A 20,461-nucleotide genomic window follows, 5' to 3' on the forward strand; every position below is an offset into this window, starting at 1 on the left:
AATTTTACCAATACTTGCCGTTATCTGGAATTAGACCGATACCTTCTCTTTCAAAGTGTCTATCCAATTCGTCGACCCATCTCTCACGGTTGTCTTTGTATCCCCATCCGTGAACACGTAACCAGAAGGAAACGATAGCCAGAAGGAATATCGTAAACATTATGGTTCCGAAGATGTAAATCATAACGTCATAGAACAATGGGTCATAGTTAGGTCCCAGTTGTCCTGTTATTGTTGACAAGATACTGAGGAATGTGCCCAATATAGGAGTCATTGAATATCGAACGATATTTCTGCGATATATACATTTCCTTCATTCTCAAAAAGGACGAGATCAGCACATGATATAGAAAAATCTAATAAAATAAGAGAAAAGAGGTTTTGTTTATCCTCTACCTTGAGCGGCGTATTTACCAGATCTTCCTCTAATGAATAGAGCGCCTGCAATGCCACCAAATACTGCTGCAGAAATTGCAGAAGCACCAATTACACCGCTAGCATCAAGATATGGAGTTCCTGAACCGCTGGCAGGGTTTTCCTGTACTGCCTCGATTCTTCTTCTTTGAATCTCGAGGGCTTCTTCTAAAGTGTATTTTCCAGTTTGTCCTTCGTCTCCAACATTACCCATGTATTGAGCATAAGCAACGCCAGTCATTCCCATGCTGCCGAAGGCAATTACTGCCAAAACACTTGCGAATAGTATTGTCTTAGTCATACCGTTTACCTGTTGGTGAGATGTCTATTATACTTATTTAACTTTTATTCTTAGACCCAGATCCAGGAATTTTGTTCGATAATCGCAGTAAGTAACGTTTAATTCTCTTCTAAAGTCTGCCAGAATATGGGACGACTACACACTCACAGACACGGAAGATCTCACTCTATCAGACCGGTAACTGTAAGAGCGCCATCTTGGATTACTCAGAGCTCAAAAGAGGTTGAAGAGTTAGTTGTCAAGTATGCAAAAGAAGGACTCTCCCCAAGTCAGATAGGCATTAAGCTTCGCGATCAGTATTCTATTCCATTAACAAAACCAATCACTCAAAAATCTGTAACAAAAATTCTGGAGGAAAACAAGATGCTTCCAGAACTTCCTGAAGACTTGAACAATATTGTTAACAAGGCAGTAGGATTACAAAAACACCTCAAAGCAAACAAAGGAGATCACAGAAACGTTAGATCATTAGAGTTAATCGAAGCCAAAGTTCACAGGCTGGCAACTTATTACAAAAGAATAGGTCGAATTCCCAAAAACTGGAAATATAAATCCGTGGTAGCTCAGTTAGAGTAATGGGAAAAAGCCTAAGCGAATCATTATCTAGTTTTACCGATAAAATTTCAGATTGCATTAAAACAAACAAATCAATCGTTGTTACTACCCACATAGATTGTGACGGATTAACATCAGGAAGTATTATCACTAAAGCCCTCATCAGAGCAGGAGTCAAATGTACAGTTAGAACCTCAAATGAGTTTAGTCAAAATGTTATTTCTGGAATGCAAAAAGATTCTAGAGATTTTCACATTGTAACAGACCTTGGAGGAGGATTTGCAGATGAGCTTGATGCAGCATTAAATGATAATTGGTTTGTTATTGATCATCATCAAATTTCTGATGAAGAGATGGACAATGAACGAGTGATTAACGCATGGAAGTACGGCATAGATGGAGGAGTAGAGATTTGTGCAGGAGGAATGACTTACTTGGCTTCCATGGCTCTTGATGAGAAAAACTCAGATCTTGCAGGAGTGGCAGTGGTTTCAGCTTTGGGAGACAGACAGGATCAGGGAGAGAAAAAATCTTTCATAGGAAAAAACTCTGAGATTGTAAAAGCAGCCAAAGAACAAGGTTTGGTAGATGTGGACTTGGATTTGTTACTTGTTGGTAGAGAGACAAGGCCATTGCCTGATGCCTTGGCATTTACCTCACAGCCATTTATTGAAGGACTTACTTGGAATAGAGATGCCTGCTTATCATTACTAAATTCATCAGGAATTAAACTCAAAGAAGGTGGAAGATGGAGAGTTCCTGCAGAATTATCAGAAGATGAAAAAAGAGCAGTAATAGAATCAATTACAAAATTCACGTCAGGAAAGAATGCAACTGATATCATGGAGGAATTGATTGGATATACCTACACTTTTCCTAGAGAAGACAAGATGAGTTTTTTGAGAGATGGTAGAGACTTTTCAACAATGCTGAATTCATGTGGAAGGATTAGCAAGGCAGGTGTCGGAATAGCCATTTGCATGGGAGATCGAAACAGGATGCTAAGAGAGGGCGAAACTATTCTAACAGAGTATCGAAAGATGATAAGAAATTACATGAATGTTTTAGCCAATGAAAGATGGAGAATTTCTGAAAGTCAGTCATGTGTCATGGTCAATGGAGAAGGCATAGTACCAGAAACAATGACAGGTACAATCTCATCGCTAATTGCAGGTTCTCCAAAGAATGCTGGAAAGATAGTCATTTTGAGAACAAATGGAGAAGAGGGCACGATAAAATTCTCTTCTAGAAAATCTATGGGTTGCAAATCAGAAGTAAATCTAAGCTTACTCATGAGAAATGGTGCAGAAAAATTTGACGGAGTAGGTGGAGGACATGATGCAGCAGCAGGTGCAAAAATAACTAAAGACAAATTGGATGGATTTTTGGATTATTTGGAATCAAATGTCATTAACGTGTAGATTACAGATAACTCTGGATAATATTTCAGCCCAAAAGGCAGAGGCAATCAAAAAGGCTTTAGAGCCAGACAATGTAGATTTTCCAGAAAACTTGACTCTAAAAATTGAAAATGTTGATAACAAACTTGTTTTTGATTTCCAAAGTCAGAATAACATGAAAAGTATGATTGCCTCTGTCGATGAAGTTTTAGAGCATGTTCAAGTGATTCTCAAAGTGATAGAGTGATGCTAGACCCAAAATTTATCAGAGAAAATGTAGAAGAAATTCGCTCGATGCTAGAAGCCCGTTGTGTGAATTTTGATCTAGAAAAATTATTAGATTCAGATCAGAAACGGCGTGATTTCATAATCAAAACTGATGAGCTGCGACAAAAGAAAAACCAAGTTGCATTACAAATAGCTCAAAAGAAAAAGTCAGGAGAGGATGCATCAGAAATCCTCAATGAGATGAAGACAGTTTCTGAAAAACTTGCAAAATTGGAGATGGAGCAAAATGAGATAGAAAGGGATTTTGCCAAACTCGCATATACTATTCCAAATTTAATTCACGAGTCAGTACCTAAAGGAAAAGATGAAACTGCAAATAAAGAAATCAGAGCTTGGGGAAACCCGCCAAAATTTGATTTTAAAATTCATGACCATATTGATATTTCAGCAGACTTGGATCTTGTGGATTTGGAGAGAGCTGCAAAGGTAGCAGGGGCCAGATTCTATTATTTGAAAAATGATCTAGTGAGATTAAATCAAGCATTGATAAATTACGCATTGGATTTTCTTAACAAGAAAAACTATTCGCTAATTCAGCCACCATATATGATAAAAAAAGAATCAATGGAAGGCGCAGTAATCTCTGAGGACTTTGAGGAAGTAATATACAAAATTCAAGATGAAGACCTATACCTTATAGGTACATCAGAGCACGCGATGGCTGCAATGCACTCAGGGGAGATCATGGATGGAAATACTTTACCAATCAGATATGCTGGAGTCAGTCCATGTTTTAGAAAAGAAGCAGGAGCACATGGAAGAGATCAGAAAGGAATTTTCCGAGTTCATCAATTTGAAAAGATTGAACAATTTGTATTTGCAAGACCAGAAGATTCATGGAAAGAGCATGAACGAATGTTATCTATTGCAGAAGAATTTTACCAAAGTTTAGAAATTCCACATAGAGTTATGTTGCTTTCAAGTGCAGATATGGGAAAAGTTTCAGCAAAGACATATGATATTGAAGCTTGGATGGCAGGACAAAATTCATTTCGAGAGATCGTATCTTGCTCTAATTGTCTAGATTATCAAGCAAGACGTCTAAAGATAAGATTTCGAGATAAAACCAATGAGGACACACAATTTCTTCATACACTAAATAGTACGTTAGTGGCAACCTCTCGAGTTTTAGTTTCTTTATTGGAAAATTTCCAAACAAAAGATGGACATGTTTCCATTCCAAAAATTTTAAGAAATTATATCGGCAAAGATTCAATTTAATAACATACCCTTATATTTTGGATTCAAAGGTCGGTTACTAATTGGCACGAAGAAAGACTAAGGTTAAGGACAAATGGAGAGAGAAAAAATGGATTACAGTATTAGCTCCAGATTCATTTAACAATGTTCCAGTAGCCTATGTTCCTATTACTGATGAGGAAAATGCTGTTGGCAGAGTCTTTGAAGTTACATTATTTGATATTCTAAAGGGAGATCCATCACAACACCAATACAAGATGTATTTCCAGTTACACAAAATTCAAGATGATAAAGCAACAACTATCTTCAAAAGATACGAGTATGCAAAAGAATTTTTACGAAGTCTTGTTAGACGAGGCTCCTCAAAAATCAATTTCATTATTGATGCAAAGACCAAAGACGGACATGTTTTCAGATTAAAGGTTTTAGCATTAACACACAGACAGTTAAACACATCTAGAAAACATGCTTTAAGATTGATTGCAAAGGATGTAATAGAAAAGACAGTACCTCAAATGACAATAGACCAATTTGTTCAAGCAACATGTTATGGAAAGATTAATTCTGATATTATGGCAGCAGCAAAGAAGCTAATCAGAATGAGACATGTTGGACTAGAAAAAGTCAAACTTGTAAGAACTGCCGAAAAGGAAGTAGCATTACTTCAAGCCTAAATATTAAAAAACATCCTACTTAGAGATGGGAAACAAAACTGAAGTTACTATTGATGTAATTATTCACGCAACTGAGGACATGGTAAAATTTCAGGAAACTTTTCAAGATGTCTTTTCTATAACTCCAGAGGAGTTTTCTACTCAGATTGTTTCAGGGCATTATGATAATCCAATTACTATCATGACTACAAAAATTGTTAAAGAACAGGCAATGGGTTTTGTTGAAACCCTTACTTCAATGATGAGTAAAGAACAGATGGATGAGATCATTTCAAATCTTGATTCCATGATTGATAATTCTACACTTTATTTGAGAATCAGCAAACAAGATTTTGTGGAAAATAAAATTACGTTTCAAGAGGAGAATGCAATAAAGATAAAAATTTACACTCCAATCTATTCGAAAAAAAATACTATCAAAGCATTTACCGATTTGCTCAAAAAATCCATCTAGATTAAATAGGAAATCACACTTTCTATTTTTTGGGAATGAGGAAATAACAGCCGCTCCAGTCTGAGCAGCGCAAGCTTTGAAGATGCCGCGACGAACCGACCCAATTATAGATCCTTAAAATCAAGATTGTTTTAAATACCGATGAACGAGGGGATGTTTGTGGCCGATTATGATGTCATTATAGCTGGAGGAGGATTAGCAGGAACAATTGCTGCACAATCAGTATCTCACTATTCTAAACAAGGACTAAAAATTCTAGTTGTTGACAGAAACTCTAGTTTTCTACCAGGTAGAAAAAGTGTAGGAGGATGGATTTGTGGTGATGCAGTAAGCAAAGAAGCTGTAGACTACATGTCAGAAAGAATCAAGGTGAATTGGACGGATCCTGAGATTGAACACAAAGTAAAAGGAGTCATGGCATTTTCTCCTAACAGAGAAACATCAATTCCTTTTGATGGGGACGGTTACATGCTAAATCGTCAAAAACTCCCAGAAAGGCAAAACGAGCGTTCCATGAAAATGGGAATTAACTTTGATTTTGAGATTAATCTTACAGGTCTAATTTATGATGGAAGTCAAGTAGTTGGCGTTCAAGGAGTGGATAATAAAAATAAGCAGCCTTACAAAAAAACTGCAAAGATAGTGATTGATGCAACTGGAATTACATCAATGCTAAGAAATCAAATTCAAAACACAACTAAAATTGAAAGAAAGGTAGACAGAAGAGATGTGGAATCCACAGGCAGGCACATCATGTATTTTGAAAATGGTGAAGAAGACCTATCTGAATTTGACCCAGATTATTGTATCATACATTTAGACCAAGATATCGCACCAGGTGGATATGGTTGGGTATTTCCAAAAGGCAAAAACAAAGTAAACATCGGTCTAGGTGTTGAAAAAACTCTTCTTGATAAACGAAATAAGCGCTTAGGAAAAAACGATAACGTATCAATGTTGATTGATCAATATGTAGCACGAAACAGAGCTATCAAAAATCCCAAGCTTTCAACTGATCCAGAAGATAAGAATAATGCAACTGGAAATTTCCAGGTGTCAGTTAGAAGACAAAACGACTGCCTAGTAGCTAATGGATACATGTTGGTTGGAGATGCTGCATGGATGCCAAAACCATTAGATGCCGGAGGAATTGGTCCTGCACTAGTAGCTGGCACAATTATTGGAAAATGTGCTGTAGAGGCAATTCAAAAAGGAGACGTTACAGAAAAAGGACTGTGGAATTACAATAAAGAATTCATCAACGAATATGGATACAAAACTGCAGGTCTTGAGGTATTTAGAAGATTAATTCAGACATTAACAAATGAACAGATTGACTATGGAATGAAACACTTTTTGGGAAACTTGGATGTTGAAGCAATTTCCAAAGGGGAGCACCCAGACTTTAGTGCACTTGGGAAACTTGGAATGATTATCAGAGGAGCACTAAACAAAAAATTAGCCGACGGCCTAAGATTTACTACACAGCAAAACAGATGGTTAACAGAACATTATTACAATTATCCAGATTCGCCTGAAGGATTTGCAGATTGGAGTCAAAAATTACACAAAGTTCTTGATGAATCTAATGCCAAACTAGAACAATTTCAAAACTAAGACTTATTTGTAAATTAAAAATTCTATCTTGTAGATGCTACAAGAAGCAAGTTACTTAGATTGGAATGATTCTTTTAAAATTTTGAACAAGGCTTACGAATCTGGATTGTTTGTTTTAATTATTGGTCCAAAAGGAACAGGAAAGACTACTCTGGTAAGGGATTTTGCAAAGAGCAAATCAGTCCCATTAGAATCAATTAACTTTAGCCTTAGAACAAGAGAAAGCCATTTGGTGGGAACAAAAACACTCAATGATGGATCAATAGGATTTGATGAGGGAATACTAATCAAGTCAATGAGGGAAGGAAACATACTATATCTTGATGAGCTAAATTCTGCAGAAGCAGATGTTCTTTTGAGATTAGATGAAGCCTTGGATGATAGACGACAAATTGTGCTAAAGGAATCCACAGGAGAAGTTGTCAATGCAAAGGAAGGGTGGTTTGTTGTAGCTACAATTAATCCCTTAACTCATGTTGGAACAAAGGAACTTCCACCTCAACTGCTTAGTAGATTTCCAGTGAGAATAAGACTAGAATATCCTCCAGAGGAAATTGAACTAGAAATAATAAAAAAATATGTCTCAGCATCACATCAAGATTCCTTAAAGCAGGGAATAAAATTGGCAAATACATTACGACAAGCAGCTGCAGTTGAAGAATTGTATTATTCTCCAAGTTTGAGAGAGAGTATTGCATTTGGGAAGATGCTAGATTCTGGAGTAGCCCCAAAAGAAGCTGCAAACATTGTTTTTGGTAACGTGTATGCTCAATGGGGAAATGTGGAATATCAAAAAGTAAGCGACATCATTACCTCCATGTTTGGTAATTAGATGCAATCATTACAAATTAGAAATGATTCTCTTGTTGAGATAGCAACCTTTCTAGCAAGACGGTGGTCTGAAAAAGAAAACATCACAGTAGAATTTTCAGACAAAAGTGAAACAAAGACCCTGCTAAGAGAAAGTCGAATTATCTTAGTACCATTTGAGAAATTAAGTGGAGATGATTTTCAAAGATATAGGCAATTTAGAACTGCTCTTTGGTATGAATCAATGAGAGTGAAATTATGTAAGAAGATTCTCAGCAACGATCATGCGTTTGGGTTTATTCTCAATACAATTGAAACAAGAAGGATTGAGCTTTTAGGAAGAAAGATTTGGAAAGGAATGGATGAAGAATTAATCTTCAATTATGCCTTCATGTGGAATTACAGACCCATGTTAAACACAGTATATGGAAAAGCAAGAATGGTAGAAGCACTCTATCAATACTTTTTATTTGGTGATGTAAAAGGAGAAATTCAACCTAGTCATCTTGAGAGAATTAAGAAAGCCTCTTCATACGCGTCTGAAATTCTACAATATTCAATTAAAAATGATCTCGATACAAATTGGTTAGAAACAAAAATTCCTGAAATAATAAAAATTCTCGATATTGATTCATTGATGACTATACCAGTTGCATTACCATGGATAAAACCAGGAATGGCCCTTACAGAAGAGGAATTACTAAAAGCTTTGATCAAAGTTTCAAAAAATCGGGAAAGTGATTTTGGAAAAATTGATCACGAGGCTGCATTTCGTGGAAAAAATATTTTTGAGGAATACAAAGTTCTCTTGGAAGAAAATAAAAAAAATCAAAATAAAGGATTAGGTACAGAAACGATTGGAGTCAAGATCCCATCCCAAACAAATGTTGATGAAACAACAATCTATGATTTGGATTTAATTAATAATCTAAAAATTCGATTCAAAGATTGGAAATCTGGTTGGAAAGAACAGCATCTAAAAACAGGTGATGAGTTTGATGAAGAAACATACATTGAGGGGCATGAGCCATTTTTTACTGATCAAAAAAAGGTAATAAAAACAAAAATTGTAATTTTGTTGGATCATTCATCAAGTATTTCCTCTCAACAATTAGAATACAAAAAGGCAACCTTAGCTTTATGTGAAGTATTATCATATTTGAAAATTAATTTTTCTGTTTATGCATTTAGTACTGTGGATAAAGCGGTGATGTGTTGGTTAGTAAAACCTGATAATATGAAGTGGAATAATATATGCGCAAAACGCCTTACTCAAATTATTGCAAATGGTGGAACTCCACTTGCCGAAGTGTATGATAAAATGTATTCTGTATTACAATCCAAAAGACCAAATGTTTTTTTGACTTTAACTGATGGAGAGCCGTCAGATCCTAATGCAGTCCGTTCCATGATTAAATCATTCAAATCAATGGGAATCAAGATGGTTGCACTAGGATTAGGTCCAAACACCGTTGGTGCAACAATTATTGCAAGCAATCTCAAGCGCTTGGGTTATGAAAGAACTTTGGCAGTCAGTAGATTAAACGATATTCCAAATAGAGTTCTTTCTGTTTTACAGGAGCAATAATTTTTTATCAAAACTCTTAGCTTGTGAAAAAAAACCATATCTAGATATTTATTGAAGGGATCTAAAGTCACCACATGGGACTATTCAACAGGAACAAGAATTTGGAATTAGCAACTGTATGTAAGATATGCGGAATGGAATTTTCAGATTCTGAAAGAACACTCAGACATATGGTAAAGGCTCATTCAAAGCCTCGTAAGAGTAAAGGTTAGAAGAATTTTCAATTAAGTAAGTTCTAAATTTAGCTAGAAATGGAGGTTTTTCATGAAAGAAGTTGACACAAAGCTTCTTGAACGATTCAAAGAAGGGATTTGGAGTAAAGTTCCTCATCTAGATGAACAGGGTCACAAAGTCATTAATGCGACTCCTCTAGTCAATCTCACTGAAGATTTGAAGGAATGTGCGAAAAGCGTCTTTAAACTCAACTTATCAGACAAGGATTTGAGCATTTATGGTAAATTTGATTCTAAATTACCAACAGGCTCTATCAAAGTAAGGCCTGCAGTACACATTATGTACAATGCAATAATGGCAGGTCATCTCAAGAGTGGTCAAACAGTAATAGAGGCAACATCAGGTAATTTTGGAATAGCTTTAGGACAATTATCAAAGCTTGGATTAACAGTAGTTGCTCTAGTATCAAGAAAATTACAAGAAGGTGTTTTCAAGGAATTAAGAAATGAAAAAATTCGAATCATGGATTTAGATATGGATATCTGTCCCGCTCCAGGAATGAAAGATAATCCAAATGTTTTAGCAGCAAAGGCAACTGCAGCAAACATTCGTTCACAATTAGTAGAATTAGGTTTTGATCCTGTACCATTTGATAATGCAAGTAAAGAGATTGAATCACTTTTAGCTGCACAAGATATTATTAATTTAGCAAAGTTTCTTGCAAAGATATACGGATTATTTTGTCCAGAGCAGTATGATAATCAGCAAAATATCGAAGTTCACCGTACCATCACTGCCCCCGAGATTGACCAGCAATTACATGAAGAAGGAAAATCACTTGGCGATTATCAAGTTGTTTGTTCTTTTGGAACAGGTGGTACATCAGGCGGTATCAGCAAATACATTTCAGAAAAATATGGTAAAAAATCAGTTCACGTTGTATTTCCTCCAGCAGGTCAAGATGTCGCAGGAATCAGAACAAAAGACAAAGCATCAGGGTTAACATTGTTTCAGCCTGACATTTATGCAGGACAGTATGAAATAGATTTTGAGCAGGCAAAACATCTCCTAAAATTTTTTGTTGACAAAGGATACGATATTGGGGAGAGTAGTGCACTTGCATTATATGCGGTAATCCAAATGGCAAATTTTGGAAGTGTAGGAAATTTTGTAGTAATCATTGCAGATGGGATTGACAAATATAGAAAGCACTTGGAAGAGATGTCAAAAAATCAAAAACGAACTCAGATTACTCTACAAGAAGCAGCATCACAAATTGACAATTACGATAAAATCATCTGGGTGCACACTCAATATACTCCAAAGGAAGAAGGAGTTGAAATTATTGCCAAATCCCTCGGAGTAGATAAATCAAAGATTGTAGTGCCTAAAGCTAGAACAATTGGGGAATTACTTCAAACACAGCAGATCCCTGAAGAATTAAACAAGGAATTGAATGGTTCCAAGGGAAAGTCATTATTGGTCTGCATGGCAGGAAATACTTCGCTGATGGCAGTCAACGTTCTTGCAAGCAAGGGCGTAGTAACAGAAAGTTTGACTGGAGGAATTACAAATTTGCCTGAAGGTAGAGGTAGAAACCCAGGTGATTATATCAAAGCAGCAACTGAATAAAACTTGAAGTGTCTTTCTGTCTCTCAACCGTTTGCAGAATTAATTATTTCTGGAAAAAAAACTATAGAGTTACGTAATTGGAATACAAATTTTCGTGGTGAGTTTTTAATCCATGCTCCAATTAAGATAAAAAAAGAAGATTACAAGCGGCTGAAAATAACTAAACTACTCCCAGCAGGTGTCATAGTGGGCAAAGCTGAACTTTTCGGTGTAAAAAAATATGAATCTATTTCAGAATTAAAAAAAGATTACAATTATCATTTTGCTAAAAATATTCAGAATAAAAAATATGGTTTTTTGTTAAAAAATCAAAAAGCGTTTCGGATTCCAATTCCATTGAAAGGTAAACTAGGTTTTTTTGAAGTGAAACTTCCTAAGAGCAAAATCAATGACAAAGCTATAGAAGCTGACATTATTGATGAAGAATACAGGTATCAATGGATAGGGCATCATTAGATAGGAAAATTTTTTGAAGTATCACCATGTGTATATAAAGGGGCGTTCTAAATGAGCAACGATTGCCCCAGACCAAGCCTATTGTCAGTGTAGAAAATGTTGTTGCATCTGCATCTGTTGATCAAAAAATTGATCTTATTGAAGTTACAAAAAAATTTCCAGATACGGAATATCATCCTGAACAATTTCCAGGATTAGTATTTAGATTAAAAAATCCAAGAACTGCCACATTGATTTTCAGAACAGGTAAAATGGTTTGTACGGGTGCAAAATCTGAAGAAATGGCTGTTAAAGCAGTTAGAACTGTAGTTCAAAATCTTAGAAAAAATGGAATAAAAATTAAAAATGATGCAGTAATTGTAGTTCAAAATATAGTTGCAGCCATAAATTTAGGCGGTAAAATTCACTTAGAGCGAGCAGCAAGGGTTTTACCACGAAGCATGTATGAGCCAGAACAATTTCCTGGCTTAATTCATAGAATGGTAGACCCTAAAACTGTGATTCTTTTGTTTGCATCAGGAAAACTAGTATGTACAGGTGCAAAAAAAGAGGCTGATGTTTATCGTTCAGTACATAATTTACATGCATTACTTGAAGAAAAACAATTAATGATCTATGGAGAATAGTAAGATATACGTTTTAGAGGAAATAAAAATGGAAATTTCAATTGAACCTTGGAAGAAATTAGTTATTCATGAAGTCATTGAATACAAGTTTGATGACTGGGTTAAACAAATAGCATTTAGTAGTAGGACATCGGGTGGAGGAATACCTACAATGCAATGGGCTAATGGAATTGTTTTTTCACCCTTAAATTTTCCTACAACAAATGTAATAATGGAGGAACAGTTGAAAGGTACACTACATTGGTCATCAGTATCTTTTGCAATTAAGGAAAAATTTGAAAAACAAATAGTAAGTGAAAATGCAACAATAAATTTAGTGGATGTTAGTGCAAATGATATATTCAATAAGTTAGCTGATGATTTAAAATCTCGCTCAAAATATAAAATTAAATAAATTATTTTTTAATGGTTATGGAAACTTCTTCTTCTGACTTTCCATCATCTGCAGAAATAGTATACTTTCCAGAGTCTTCCCATCCAGGTCCCCCAGCAATCAGTAGAGTAGAATAAGTACCATCACTCTTTGTTGTAACATCCTCAGACCACACTAGGTTTCCCTGTGTGTTTCTAATCGATAAAGAAACTTTGGAAGCAGATGCATCAGTGCTTCCAGAAATAGAAATGATATCTTCAATTTCATATGACGATGAATCGGTATCTATGATTAATCCAGATACTTTTTGTGTAACTTTTGGTGTAGGTATTTCTTGTGTCCCAGTGTCATCAAATTCAAATTGAGAAACTCCTACAATCAATATTATTGCCAAAGCAGCTGCTCCAATTCCAAAAGCAATTTTTGTTGTTTTAGGATTTGATTTTGATACAAATATTGGTTGTTTTTTGATGACAGGTTTTGGTATTGGTTTTTCTAGAGAACTGGTTTGTTTGGGTGATTCAATAGGTTTTCTTATGCTTTCTTTTTTTAGCTCTTCAAATTTTGGTCTTAGATGAGTTTCTACTAATTTTCTTACATAATCTCGCTCATAAACTGAAATTACTTCATTTCTTTCTGCAGCCCTCTTAATTCGTTCTAAGATTTTAAAATCTCCTTTTTCTAAATTAATCAGTTCGTTTACATCATCTAGGATTGTATCTACCATGGAATTCAAAATAGATAAGCAGGAATGCCTTGTTTAACGTTTCTAAGAAAAGATTAGACACAAAACCAATTTTTTAGATTATAAATGAAAACTATTGAGGATAGATTTTTCGTGCTTGAATAATTACAGTCCTCATGTAATCTTTTGCTGTAGAATCAGAAACACCCATCTGTTTTGCCCTTTTGAATAATTCTCGCTCAGTAGGATTTTGCAGGTAATATTTCAATAGATGATTTAATCTATGAGAACGTTTTTCGTCACTTTTCATAATTATAGTTAAAAGATGGAATCTAAAAAGCAGACTGTATTATGATATAACCTTGTGATCGTCATCGGGATTCTGATATTGTAAAAAAATTACGAAAAGTCTTTACCAATAGACTATTTATTTGAAGTTTAAAATATGAGAATGAAAAAATGGATACCATGAGAAAAGAGTTCGTTGTAAAGAGTATTGATGCTGCACCAGATGGTGCTCCGTATGTAATAGTATCATTATCATCTGCAAAAGAGCTAAAAGAAGGAATTCAGCCGCAATCACCTTTCGGTCCCAAAGTCATGGGATTTAGCAACATGAATGATATGATGAAAGATCTAAACAAGATGTTTTCAGGAATGGGAGGAATGCCAGGTGGAGTTACATCAATAAAAATGGACATGCATGAATACAAACAGATGAATTTATCAGTTGGAGATAAAGTATTCTTAGAGCTGTCAAAAGCTGAATCATCAGGTGTTTAAAGAAATTTTTTCTAGATACTAATATTTTGATTTGTGTTCTTTAATTTTTCCCAATCTGCTAGAAAATTTTTCAAGCCAATATCTGTAAGAGGATGCTTTAGCATTTTACCCAATACATCAGGAGGTAAGGTTACAACATCTGCACCTATTTTGGCAGCTTCAACAACATGAAGAGGATGTCTCACACTTGCAACAAGAATTTCAGTTTTAAAAGAGTAGTTTTTAAAAATCTCTTTTATTTCTCTGATCAAGTTCATGCCATTATGACCAATATCATCTAATCTTCCAATAAATGGACTAACATATTTTGCACCAGCTTTTGCAGCTAAAACTGCTTGATTGGAAGAAAATATCAAAGTTACATTAACAGGTATTCCTTCATTTGTTAATGACTTGCAGGCTTTTAGTCCATCAGCAGTCATTGGGCATTTTACAACAACATTGTCACCGTACTTTCTTAGTTTATGTCCCTCATCCATCATTCCTTGAAAATCTGTACTAACAACTTCAAGAGAGACATCACCTTTGATTATTCTAGTAATCTCATCCATTGCTTTTTTAGGATCTCCACCTTCCTTGGATAACAAGCTAGGATTGGTAGTAATGCCATCCAATAGTCCCATGTCATTATATTTACGAATTGATTCTAAATTTGCAGTATCCAGAAAAATTTTCATTTGTTTCTCCTGATTTCTTTGACAGTATTTGCTATATTAAAAGATGTGATGCCATGTTTCTCTAATAATAGTGGTATTTCTTCATCTCTACATGATTCTCCAAATTTGTCTTGTGCACCAATTCTTTTGATTTTAACAGGATATCTTTCTGAAACAACTTCGGATACTGCTGAACCTAAACCACCAAAAATATTATGCTCTTCACAAGTAACAATTGAGCCGGTTTCCCTTGCTGCCTTTTCTAGTAAATCAGCATCAATAGGTTTTATCGAGAAGAGATCCAAAACTCTACATGAAATACCATCATGTTGGAGTTTTTCAGCTGCTTCTAATGCCATTTTTACTGTGATTCCACAAGCTGCAATAGTACAATCAGAGCCATCACGTAAAGTAATTCCCTTACCAATTTGAAATTCTTGAGACTCTGAATGAACAACAGGAGTTTTTGAGCGAGCTAGTCGCATATAGAATGGACCATACTGTTGAGACATAATTCGTGTAAGATTTGAAACAGCAATGGTATCAGCAGGAATGAATACACGCATGTTAGGAATAACTCGCATAATTGCGATGTCTTCTATTTGTTGATGAGAGCCTCCGTCAGCGCCTACCGAAAGTCCCCCATGTGAAACGACTAGTTTCACATTTAGTCCTTTTTTGTCCCCACGTGTAGGATATGCAATAGCATTACGAATTTGATCAACAGCTCTACCAGGAACAAAAATTGCATATGTACTTGCAAAGGAGATTTTTCCAGAGATTGCAAGTCCAGCAGCAACTGAAACTAAATTTGCCTCAGCTATTCCAACATTAAAAAATCTATTTGGAAATTCTTTGCCAAAATCTGCAGTTTTCAAAGAATCAGTTGTGTCAGCACCTAACACGACAACATTAGGGTTAGTTTTGCCAATTTCGATAATTGTCTTACCATATTCAGTACGCATGTCAGTCATCTGAACACTCATAGGAAGCCTGCCTCCGTTGCAATTTTCATTAACTGTTGTTTCTTTTCTCCAATTTTATGAAGATCTATCCATTTTTTGACAAGGTCTGTTCCACCTAGGTCATTTGCTTTTTTTAGTAAAAGTTTTCTTCTTGCTAGTAATGTTGCATTTCTAAATTCTGTTATAACTCCACGAACATCTTGTTGCCCAATTATTGCACTGCCACCTACAAAAACTCGAGCGCCATCATTAAAACAGGAGCCAATATTGTCTAAAGTGACGCCACCATCAGCCTCAATATAGCCTTGAAAATTATTTTGTTGTAAAACAGAGTTGATTTGATTCATTTTTTCATGGGTTGATTCAATATACTTTTGACCTGATTTTCCGGGTACAACAGACATGACTATTAGTTGATCTAGTGTAGGTAGAAATTTGTAAGACCAATTTGGAATATGAGTATCTGGGTTAATGGCAAGTCCAACTCCAACTTGATTTTGTTTTAGATAATCATAAATTTCACCAAAACTTGATTCATCACATACTTCTGCATGAACAGTGATAATATCACTACCAGCATCAACATAATTTTTGATTTGTTTTCCTGGATCATTAATCATCAAATGAGTGTCAAAAGGAATCACCGTTAATGGACGCAGTTCTTTAATTTTTGTATAATCAAAGGTCTTGTTTGGTACAAATTGTCCATCCATGACATCTAGGTGAATGTAATCAGCTCTGCCATGAATGCATCTTTTCACTTCGTTTTCTAAATTAGACATATCTCCTGCAATAATTGATGGTGCTATCATAAATTGACAATCGAGTTCTGTATCAATTATTGGTGCAATGTCAGGATCTGCTGCTTTGCCATGCCATTGCGGGTTATCCTCCATATGCTCTACACCTTTTCCTTTGATAGTTCTTGCAATGATAATTGAGGGCAATCCTTTGGTTGAAGTTGCTTTTTTTATCGCATTGTCAATTTGTTCAATACGGTGTCCATCAATCTCAATAACATTCCATCCAAATGAACGCCATTTATCACCGGTTTTCCATCTTGATGCATCTTTCCACATCTCAGAAAGGTTATCACCAACTAATTCTTCATCAAGTGGCATAACTTTTTCTGTGTAAGAATCCTGTTGGATAAAATTACGATCTAAAATGGCAGTCAGATTATCAACCTTGTATTTTGAACCAGTCATTGCAGCCTCCCATACTTGTCCTTCATCTGTTTCCCCATCACCCATAATTGTAAAAATCCTAGTATCCTTTCCATCAATTTTAGCAGCCATTGCTGATCCAATCGAAAATGACAGTCCTATTCCTAAAGAACCACCACAAAATTCTACGCCAGGGCATTTTAAGTCAGGATGTCCCTGTAGTTTGCTTCCAAATTTTCTTAGAGTCAGTAATTCAGATTCATCGAAATATCCTGCTACAGCCAAATTAGAGAATAAACCAGGTGCTGCGTGACCTTTTGATAAAATCAGTTTATCTCGTTCTTCCCATTGTGGGTTTTTTGGATCATGACGTAAATACTTGAATAAAATCACACCTACAATTTCTGCCATAGAGAAAGAACCTCCTGGATGTCCTGAACCAGCAGCAGTTGTACCTTGAATGACAAGTTTTCGGGCCTTTCTAACGTTTTTTTTGATTTGATAATAATTTAGGCCCATACTTGGTTCGATTTTCATTCAAATTGAATAAAAATCTACTTCTACAAACAGTAGTCTTTGGATATATCATAGACTCTGTTTTGAGAAATTAAAGATCATCTTCGAAATAGGATAATTCAGGTTTCATGTTGGCTGACATTTTCCATTATTTGGCTTCCAACTTTTACCCTTTAGTGATTTGCACTTGTTCTTACTTATTCGTCTTCCAATTATTTCGCCTTTGCATTCGAGTAATTCATAACATGTACCTAATTTTTCAATAATTTTCTTTTTAGGTTGTGGATGGACGGAGGATGTAGTAGAAACAGTTGTGTTAATACGTCTTAATGATCTAGATGGAGAAATTTTTGATGCTTTAGCAATTTTGGATCGTTTTGATATACTTGGCTTGTTAATTTTTGGAATTGTTGGTCGTTTTGATGACATAGTATTTCTACATTATCGAATTATTAAAATTATAATAATAGAAAAGATGATCGCAGAATTTTTTTTAACTAAAAATAATTAACTAAAGCTCAGCTTGTATTCTTGTTTCTAGTTTAAAGAGTTAACAAAATTCCATAGTTTAATGGCAAGTGCTAAAAGAACTGTAAAAAAAGCAGCTCGTAAAGTAAAACGTACAGCTAAGAAAGCAGCAAAGACTACAAAAAGAAAAACAAAGAAGACTGCTGCAAAAGCAAAACGTACAGCTAAGAAAGCAGCAAAGACTACAAAAAGAAAAACAAAGAAGACTGCTGCAAAAGCAAAACGTAGGGTAAAAAAGGCTAAAAAATAGTCAAATTTCTGACTAAGCCTTAACTCTCTTTTTTCAAACCTATTTTTGTATTATATGGGACTGGAATCAAAATTCATCAAGAAGTTTTGGTCAAAATTTTAATGTAAACATGGTGTTATTTCCATATGGAATTAGAGAAAATTATTCCCTTAGTTCTTTATGATAATGAGTGCTACTTATGTACAAAATTTGCAAAAGTTATCAGTAAATTATCTCAGAATAAAATTTTGATTGTGGGGCACTATACAACAATTGGAGAAGAAATAAGGAAAGATATTCTTGATGCAAGTGCGTTAGATATGTTTTGGTTTATTGATGCCAAAATGGCATATGGTGGAAGAGCTGGAATATTTCCATTAATCAAGACAATAATTTTACCCGGTGCAAAGAATCACTCATTTCAAAGTATTATGGAGTCATGTGATGCAGAATGTAAAACAATCAAAGCAGTTTTTGTTAGATCTGCAAGCTTGTTTACAAATAGTAAAAAGATCAAAATCTAAATATTAACATCTTTTCTACAGCATTCATGAAGATCATTCAAGACACTACAAATCCGTTAAAGAAGAAAACTTTGGTTTTATGTGCATACGTAACAGAAAAAACAAATCAAGTATTTGGTCTTGAAGGAATAAATCCAAAAATCAAAAACGCCATAACAGAATCATTAAACGAAATAGAAGGCAAATTAGGGAAAATTTCAATAATTAATACATATGATTTAATTCCCGCAAAAAGAATTCTTCTAGTTGGAATAGGTACAAAAGAAAAAATTTCAAATGATACTTTTAGATTTGCTTCTGGAAAAATAGCTCAAAAAATCAAAGATATGAAAGTAAAGGACTTTGCAATTATAGTTCCACAACAAATGCAACTAAAACAAACTTCAATAATTTCACAAATTATTGAAGGAGTAAGACTATCATTATTTTCATTTGATAAATATAAAAAAGAAAAAATTAATTTTTCGACCAATCTTACAATTATTGCTCCCAATTCAAAAGATATTCCTAAAGTGATCAAAAGAGCACAAATAATTTCAGACGGGGTAATTTTTACAAAAGAAATTGCAAATCTTCCACCTAACGAATGTACTCCAATAACACTTGCTAATTTTGCTAAAGATTTAGCAAACAAGAACAAGATGAAATGTAGAATTTTTGATAAATCTCAACTAAAAAGAGGCGGATTTGGTGGAATTACTGCTGTTGGTCAAGGAAGTAAAAATGAACCAAGATTAATCATCTTAGAACATAACAAAGGTGGAAACAAAAAACCAATTGTTATCGTTGGAAAAGCAGTCACTTTTGATACAGGTGGAATTTCATTGAAACCAGGTGAAAAAATGGATGAGATGAAATTTGATAAATGTGGTGGTTGTACAGTTCTAGGAATTATGAAAGCTGTTTCAGAGCTTCAATTACCAATGAATGTTGTAGGTATTGTTCCATCAGTAGAAAATATGCCAAGTGGAGAATCGTATAGGCCTGGAGACATCATAAAACTTTACAGTGGAAAAACTGCTGAAATTTTAAACACAGATGCAGAGGGACGTTTGATTCTTGCAGATGCACTCTCATATGGAGAAAAAATTTACAAGCCAAAGACAATCATTGATTTTGCTACGCTAACTGGGGCTTGCATAGTTGCATTAGGAACAAATGTTGCAGGCATGGTATCTAATAATGAAAATCTTGTAAAAGAAATGACATCAGCTTCAAATGAAACGTATGAAGAAGTATGGCATCTACCATTAAATGAAGATTATATGAACATGATAAAATCAGATGTAGCTGATATGAAAAATGTTGGAATTGGAAGGGCGGCAGGAACTATCACTGCAGCTGCATTTTTACAAAATGCCGTTGAAAAAACTCCTTGGGTGCATTTTGATATTGCAGGAGTTGCTTGGACACAAACAGGGACAAAAGAAAAACCATACAATCCAAAAGGCGCAACAGGATTTGGAGTTAGACTGATTTTAGAATATCTAAGAAAGAATACTCAGTAACCCCTACTGTTTCTATCAGGAGTACCAACATTTGGATTTCGCCAACCATGTTTTTCCATCATGTGGTTTAGAAGGCGTATATCATTATCCATGTCTGCCCCACAAACGCTACATTTTGGCATAAATGAATCAGAATATTGCCGGTTTATAGTGCTATTGAATGAAAATGCCAGCACTGCTGCTTCCCAAGAGCTCTCGCATCTTAGTAACACAACAGCGACGTCAGGTTTGACTTCCAAGTTCGGAATGAGGTTGGGTCGCACCCTAACGCTATGGCCGGCTTGAATCATGCTTGGTCCAAGTTATCTATTAAGGTAACGACTTGAATCAAAGTAAACT

24 protein-coding genes and 1 rRNA gene are annotated in these 20,461 nt (G+C 35.0%); 17 read left to right on the forward strand and 8 right to left on the reverse strand.

The features are described from left to right. Positions 1–4: 4 nt before the first annotated feature. Together DWQ18_08130 and DWQ18_08135 are read right to left on the reverse strand one after the other, a co-directional pair. A complete protein-coding gene (locus tag DWQ18_08130; protein ID RDJ33124.1) occupies positions 5–274 on the reverse strand; it encodes a hypothetical protein in 270 nt (89 codons plus the stop codon). A 111-nt stretch (positions 275–385) separates the two neighbouring features. After that, positions 386–715, reverse strand: a complete 330-nt coding sequence (locus DWQ18_08135) for a hypothetical protein (GenBank protein ID RDJ33125.1) — start codon at positions 713–715, stop codon at positions 386–388. Between the two features lie 126 nt (positions 716–841). Between DWQ18_08135 and DWQ18_08140 the strand changes: the two genes are divergently transcribed. The 13 genes from DWQ18_08140 (at position 842) to DWQ18_08200 (ending at position 12,583) form a co-directional block, all read left to right on the forward strand. Continuing rightward, complete coding sequence (locus DWQ18_08140; protein ID RDJ33126.1) at positions 842–1,291, forward strand: 30S ribosomal protein S15; 450 nt, start codon at positions 842–844, stop codon at positions 1,289–1,291. Next, a complete protein-coding gene (locus DWQ18_08145) occupies positions 1,291–2,691 on the forward strand; it encodes a single-stranded DNA exonuclease RecJ (protein ID RDJ33127.1) in 1,401 nt (466 codons plus the stop codon). Before DWQ18_08140 ends, DWQ18_08145 begins: the two co-directional genes overlap by 1 nt. Further along, positions 2,675–2,917: a hypothetical protein gene (locus DWQ18_08150; protein ID RDJ33128.1), complete on the forward strand. Its 243-nt coding sequence runs from the start codon at positions 2,675–2,677 to the stop codon at positions 2,915–2,917. Before DWQ18_08145 ends, DWQ18_08150 begins: the two co-directional genes overlap by 17 nt. Beyond that, positions 2,917–4,179 (forward strand): serine--tRNA ligase, encoded by a 1,263-nt coding sequence (locus DWQ18_08155; GenBank protein RDJ33129.1) that lies wholly within the window; start codon positions 2,917–2,919, stop codon positions 4,177–4,179. The genes DWQ18_08150 and DWQ18_08155 overlap by 1 nt, the downstream gene beginning before the upstream one ends. A gap of 41 nt (positions 4,180–4,220) precedes the next feature. Beyond that, positions 4,221–4,832: a 30S ribosomal protein S3ae gene (locus DWQ18_08160; GenBank protein RDJ33130.1), complete on the forward strand. Its 612-nt coding sequence runs from the start codon at positions 4,221–4,223 to the stop codon at positions 4,830–4,832. Between the two features lie 25 nt (positions 4,833–4,857). After that, complete coding sequence (locus tag DWQ18_08165; GenBank protein RDJ33131.1) at positions 4,858–5,286, forward strand: exosome protein; 429 nt, start codon at positions 4,858–4,860, stop codon at positions 5,284–5,286. A 159-nt stretch (positions 5,287–5,445) separates the two neighbouring features. Continuing rightward, complete coding sequence (locus tag DWQ18_08170) at positions 5,446–6,903, forward strand: NAD(P)/FAD-dependent oxidoreductase (GenBank protein RDJ33445.1); 1,458 nt, start codon at positions 5,446–5,448, stop codon at positions 6,901–6,903. Positions 6,904–6,937: 34 nt separating this feature from the next. Then, on the forward strand, positions 6,938–7,735 hold the full coding sequence (locus DWQ18_08175; GenBank protein ID RDJ33132.1) for an AAA family ATPase: 798 nt from the start codon (positions 6,938–6,940) through the stop codon (positions 7,733–7,735). Continuing rightward, positions 7,736–9,301, forward strand: coding sequence for a VWA domain-containing protein (locus DWQ18_08180; GenBank protein ID RDJ33133.1), 1,566 nt, complete (start codon positions 7,736–7,738; stop codon positions 9,299–9,301). Positions 9,302–9,565: 264 nt separating this feature from the next. Then, on the forward strand, positions 9,566–11,107 hold the full coding sequence (locus tag DWQ18_08185; GenBank protein ID RDJ33134.1) for a pyridoxal-phosphate dependent enzyme: 1,542 nt from the start codon (positions 9,566–9,568) through the stop codon (positions 11,105–11,107). Between the two features lie 3 nt (positions 11,108–11,110). After that, on the forward strand, positions 11,111–11,563 hold the full coding sequence (locus tag DWQ18_08190) for an ASCH domain-containing protein (protein ID RDJ33135.1): 453 nt from the start codon (positions 11,111–11,113) through the stop codon (positions 11,561–11,563). Positions 11,564–11,625: 62 nt separating this feature from the next. Continuing rightward, entirely contained in the window at positions 11,626–12,189 is a 564-nt protein-coding gene (locus tag DWQ18_08195) for a TATA box-binding protein (GenBank protein RDJ33136.1), read from the forward strand. A 28-nt stretch (positions 12,190–12,217) separates the two neighbouring features. Beyond that, entirely contained in the window at positions 12,218–12,583 is a 366-nt protein-coding gene (locus DWQ18_08200) for a hypothetical protein (protein ID RDJ33446.1), read from the forward strand. Position 12,584: 1 nt separating this feature from the next. Here the strand turns inward: DWQ18_08200 and DWQ18_08205 are convergent, their stop codons facing one another. Continuing rightward, the gene (locus DWQ18_08205) at positions 12,585–13,289 is read right to left on the reverse strand and encodes a hypothetical protein (protein ID RDJ33137.1); all 705 of its coding nucleotides are present in this window, start codon (positions 13,287–13,289) and stop codon (positions 12,585–12,587) included. A 426-nt stretch (positions 13,290–13,715) separates the two neighbouring features. Here DWQ18_08205 and DWQ18_08210 point away from each other — a divergent pair, with 426 nt between their 5' ends. Further along, positions 13,716–14,030, forward strand: a complete 315-nt coding sequence (locus DWQ18_08210) for a hypothetical protein (protein ID RDJ33447.1) — start codon at positions 13,716–13,718, stop codon at positions 14,028–14,030. Positions 14,031–14,041: 11 nt separating this feature from the next. Here the strand turns inward: DWQ18_08210 and fsa are convergent, their stop codons facing one another. From fsa to DWQ18_08230, 4 genes are all read right to left on the reverse strand, one after another. Continuing rightward, positions 14,042–14,707: a fructose-6-phosphate aldolase gene (fsa, locus tag DWQ18_08215; protein RDJ33138.1), complete on the reverse strand. Its 666-nt coding sequence runs from the start codon at positions 14,705–14,707 to the stop codon at positions 14,042–14,044. Then, complete coding sequence (locus tag DWQ18_08220) at positions 14,704–15,660, reverse strand: transketolase family protein (protein RDJ33448.1); 957 nt, start codon at positions 15,658–15,660, stop codon at positions 14,704–14,706. The genes fsa and DWQ18_08220 overlap by 4 nt, the downstream gene beginning before the upstream one ends. A gap of 8 nt (positions 15,661–15,668) precedes the next feature. After that, positions 15,669–17,336: a ribulose-phosphate 3-epimerase gene (locus DWQ18_08225; GenBank protein ID RDJ33139.1), complete on the reverse strand. Its 1,668-nt coding sequence runs from the start codon at positions 17,334–17,336 to the stop codon at positions 15,669–15,671. A 123-nt stretch (positions 17,337–17,459) separates the two neighbouring features. Further along, positions 17,460–17,762, reverse strand: coding sequence for a hypothetical protein (locus DWQ18_08230; GenBank protein RDJ33140.1), 303 nt, complete (start codon positions 17,760–17,762; stop codon positions 17,460–17,462). A gap of 142 nt (positions 17,763–17,904) precedes the next feature. Between DWQ18_08230 and DWQ18_08235 the strand changes: the two genes are divergently transcribed. From DWQ18_08235 to DWQ18_08245, 3 genes are all read left to right on the forward strand, one after another. Next, positions 17,905–18,111: a hypothetical protein gene (locus DWQ18_08235; protein ID RDJ33141.1), complete on the forward strand. Its 207-nt coding sequence runs from the start codon at positions 17,905–17,907 to the stop codon at positions 18,109–18,111. A 230-nt stretch (positions 18,112–18,341) separates the two neighbouring features. After that, positions 18,342–18,614: a hypothetical protein gene (locus tag DWQ18_08240; GenBank protein ID RDJ33449.1), complete on the forward strand. Its 273-nt coding sequence runs from the start codon at positions 18,342–18,344 to the stop codon at positions 18,612–18,614. Between the two features lie 26 nt (positions 18,615–18,640). Beyond that, on the forward strand, positions 18,641–20,122 hold the full coding sequence (locus DWQ18_08245) for a leucyl aminopeptidase (protein RDJ33142.1): 1,482 nt from the start codon (positions 18,641–18,643) through the stop codon (positions 20,120–20,122). A gap of 164 nt (positions 20,123–20,286) precedes the next feature. Here the strand turns inward: DWQ18_08245 and rrf are convergent. Continuing rightward, positions 20,287–20,406 (reverse strand): 5S ribosomal RNA (rrf, locus tag DWQ18_08250). Positions 20,407–20,461: the final 55 nt, after the last annotated feature.

The sequence above is a fragment of the Thermoproteota archaeon genome (assembly GCA_003352285.1).
Taxonomy (GTDB): Archaea; Thermoproteota; Nitrososphaeria; order Nitrososphaerales; family Nitrosopumilaceae; genus PXYB01.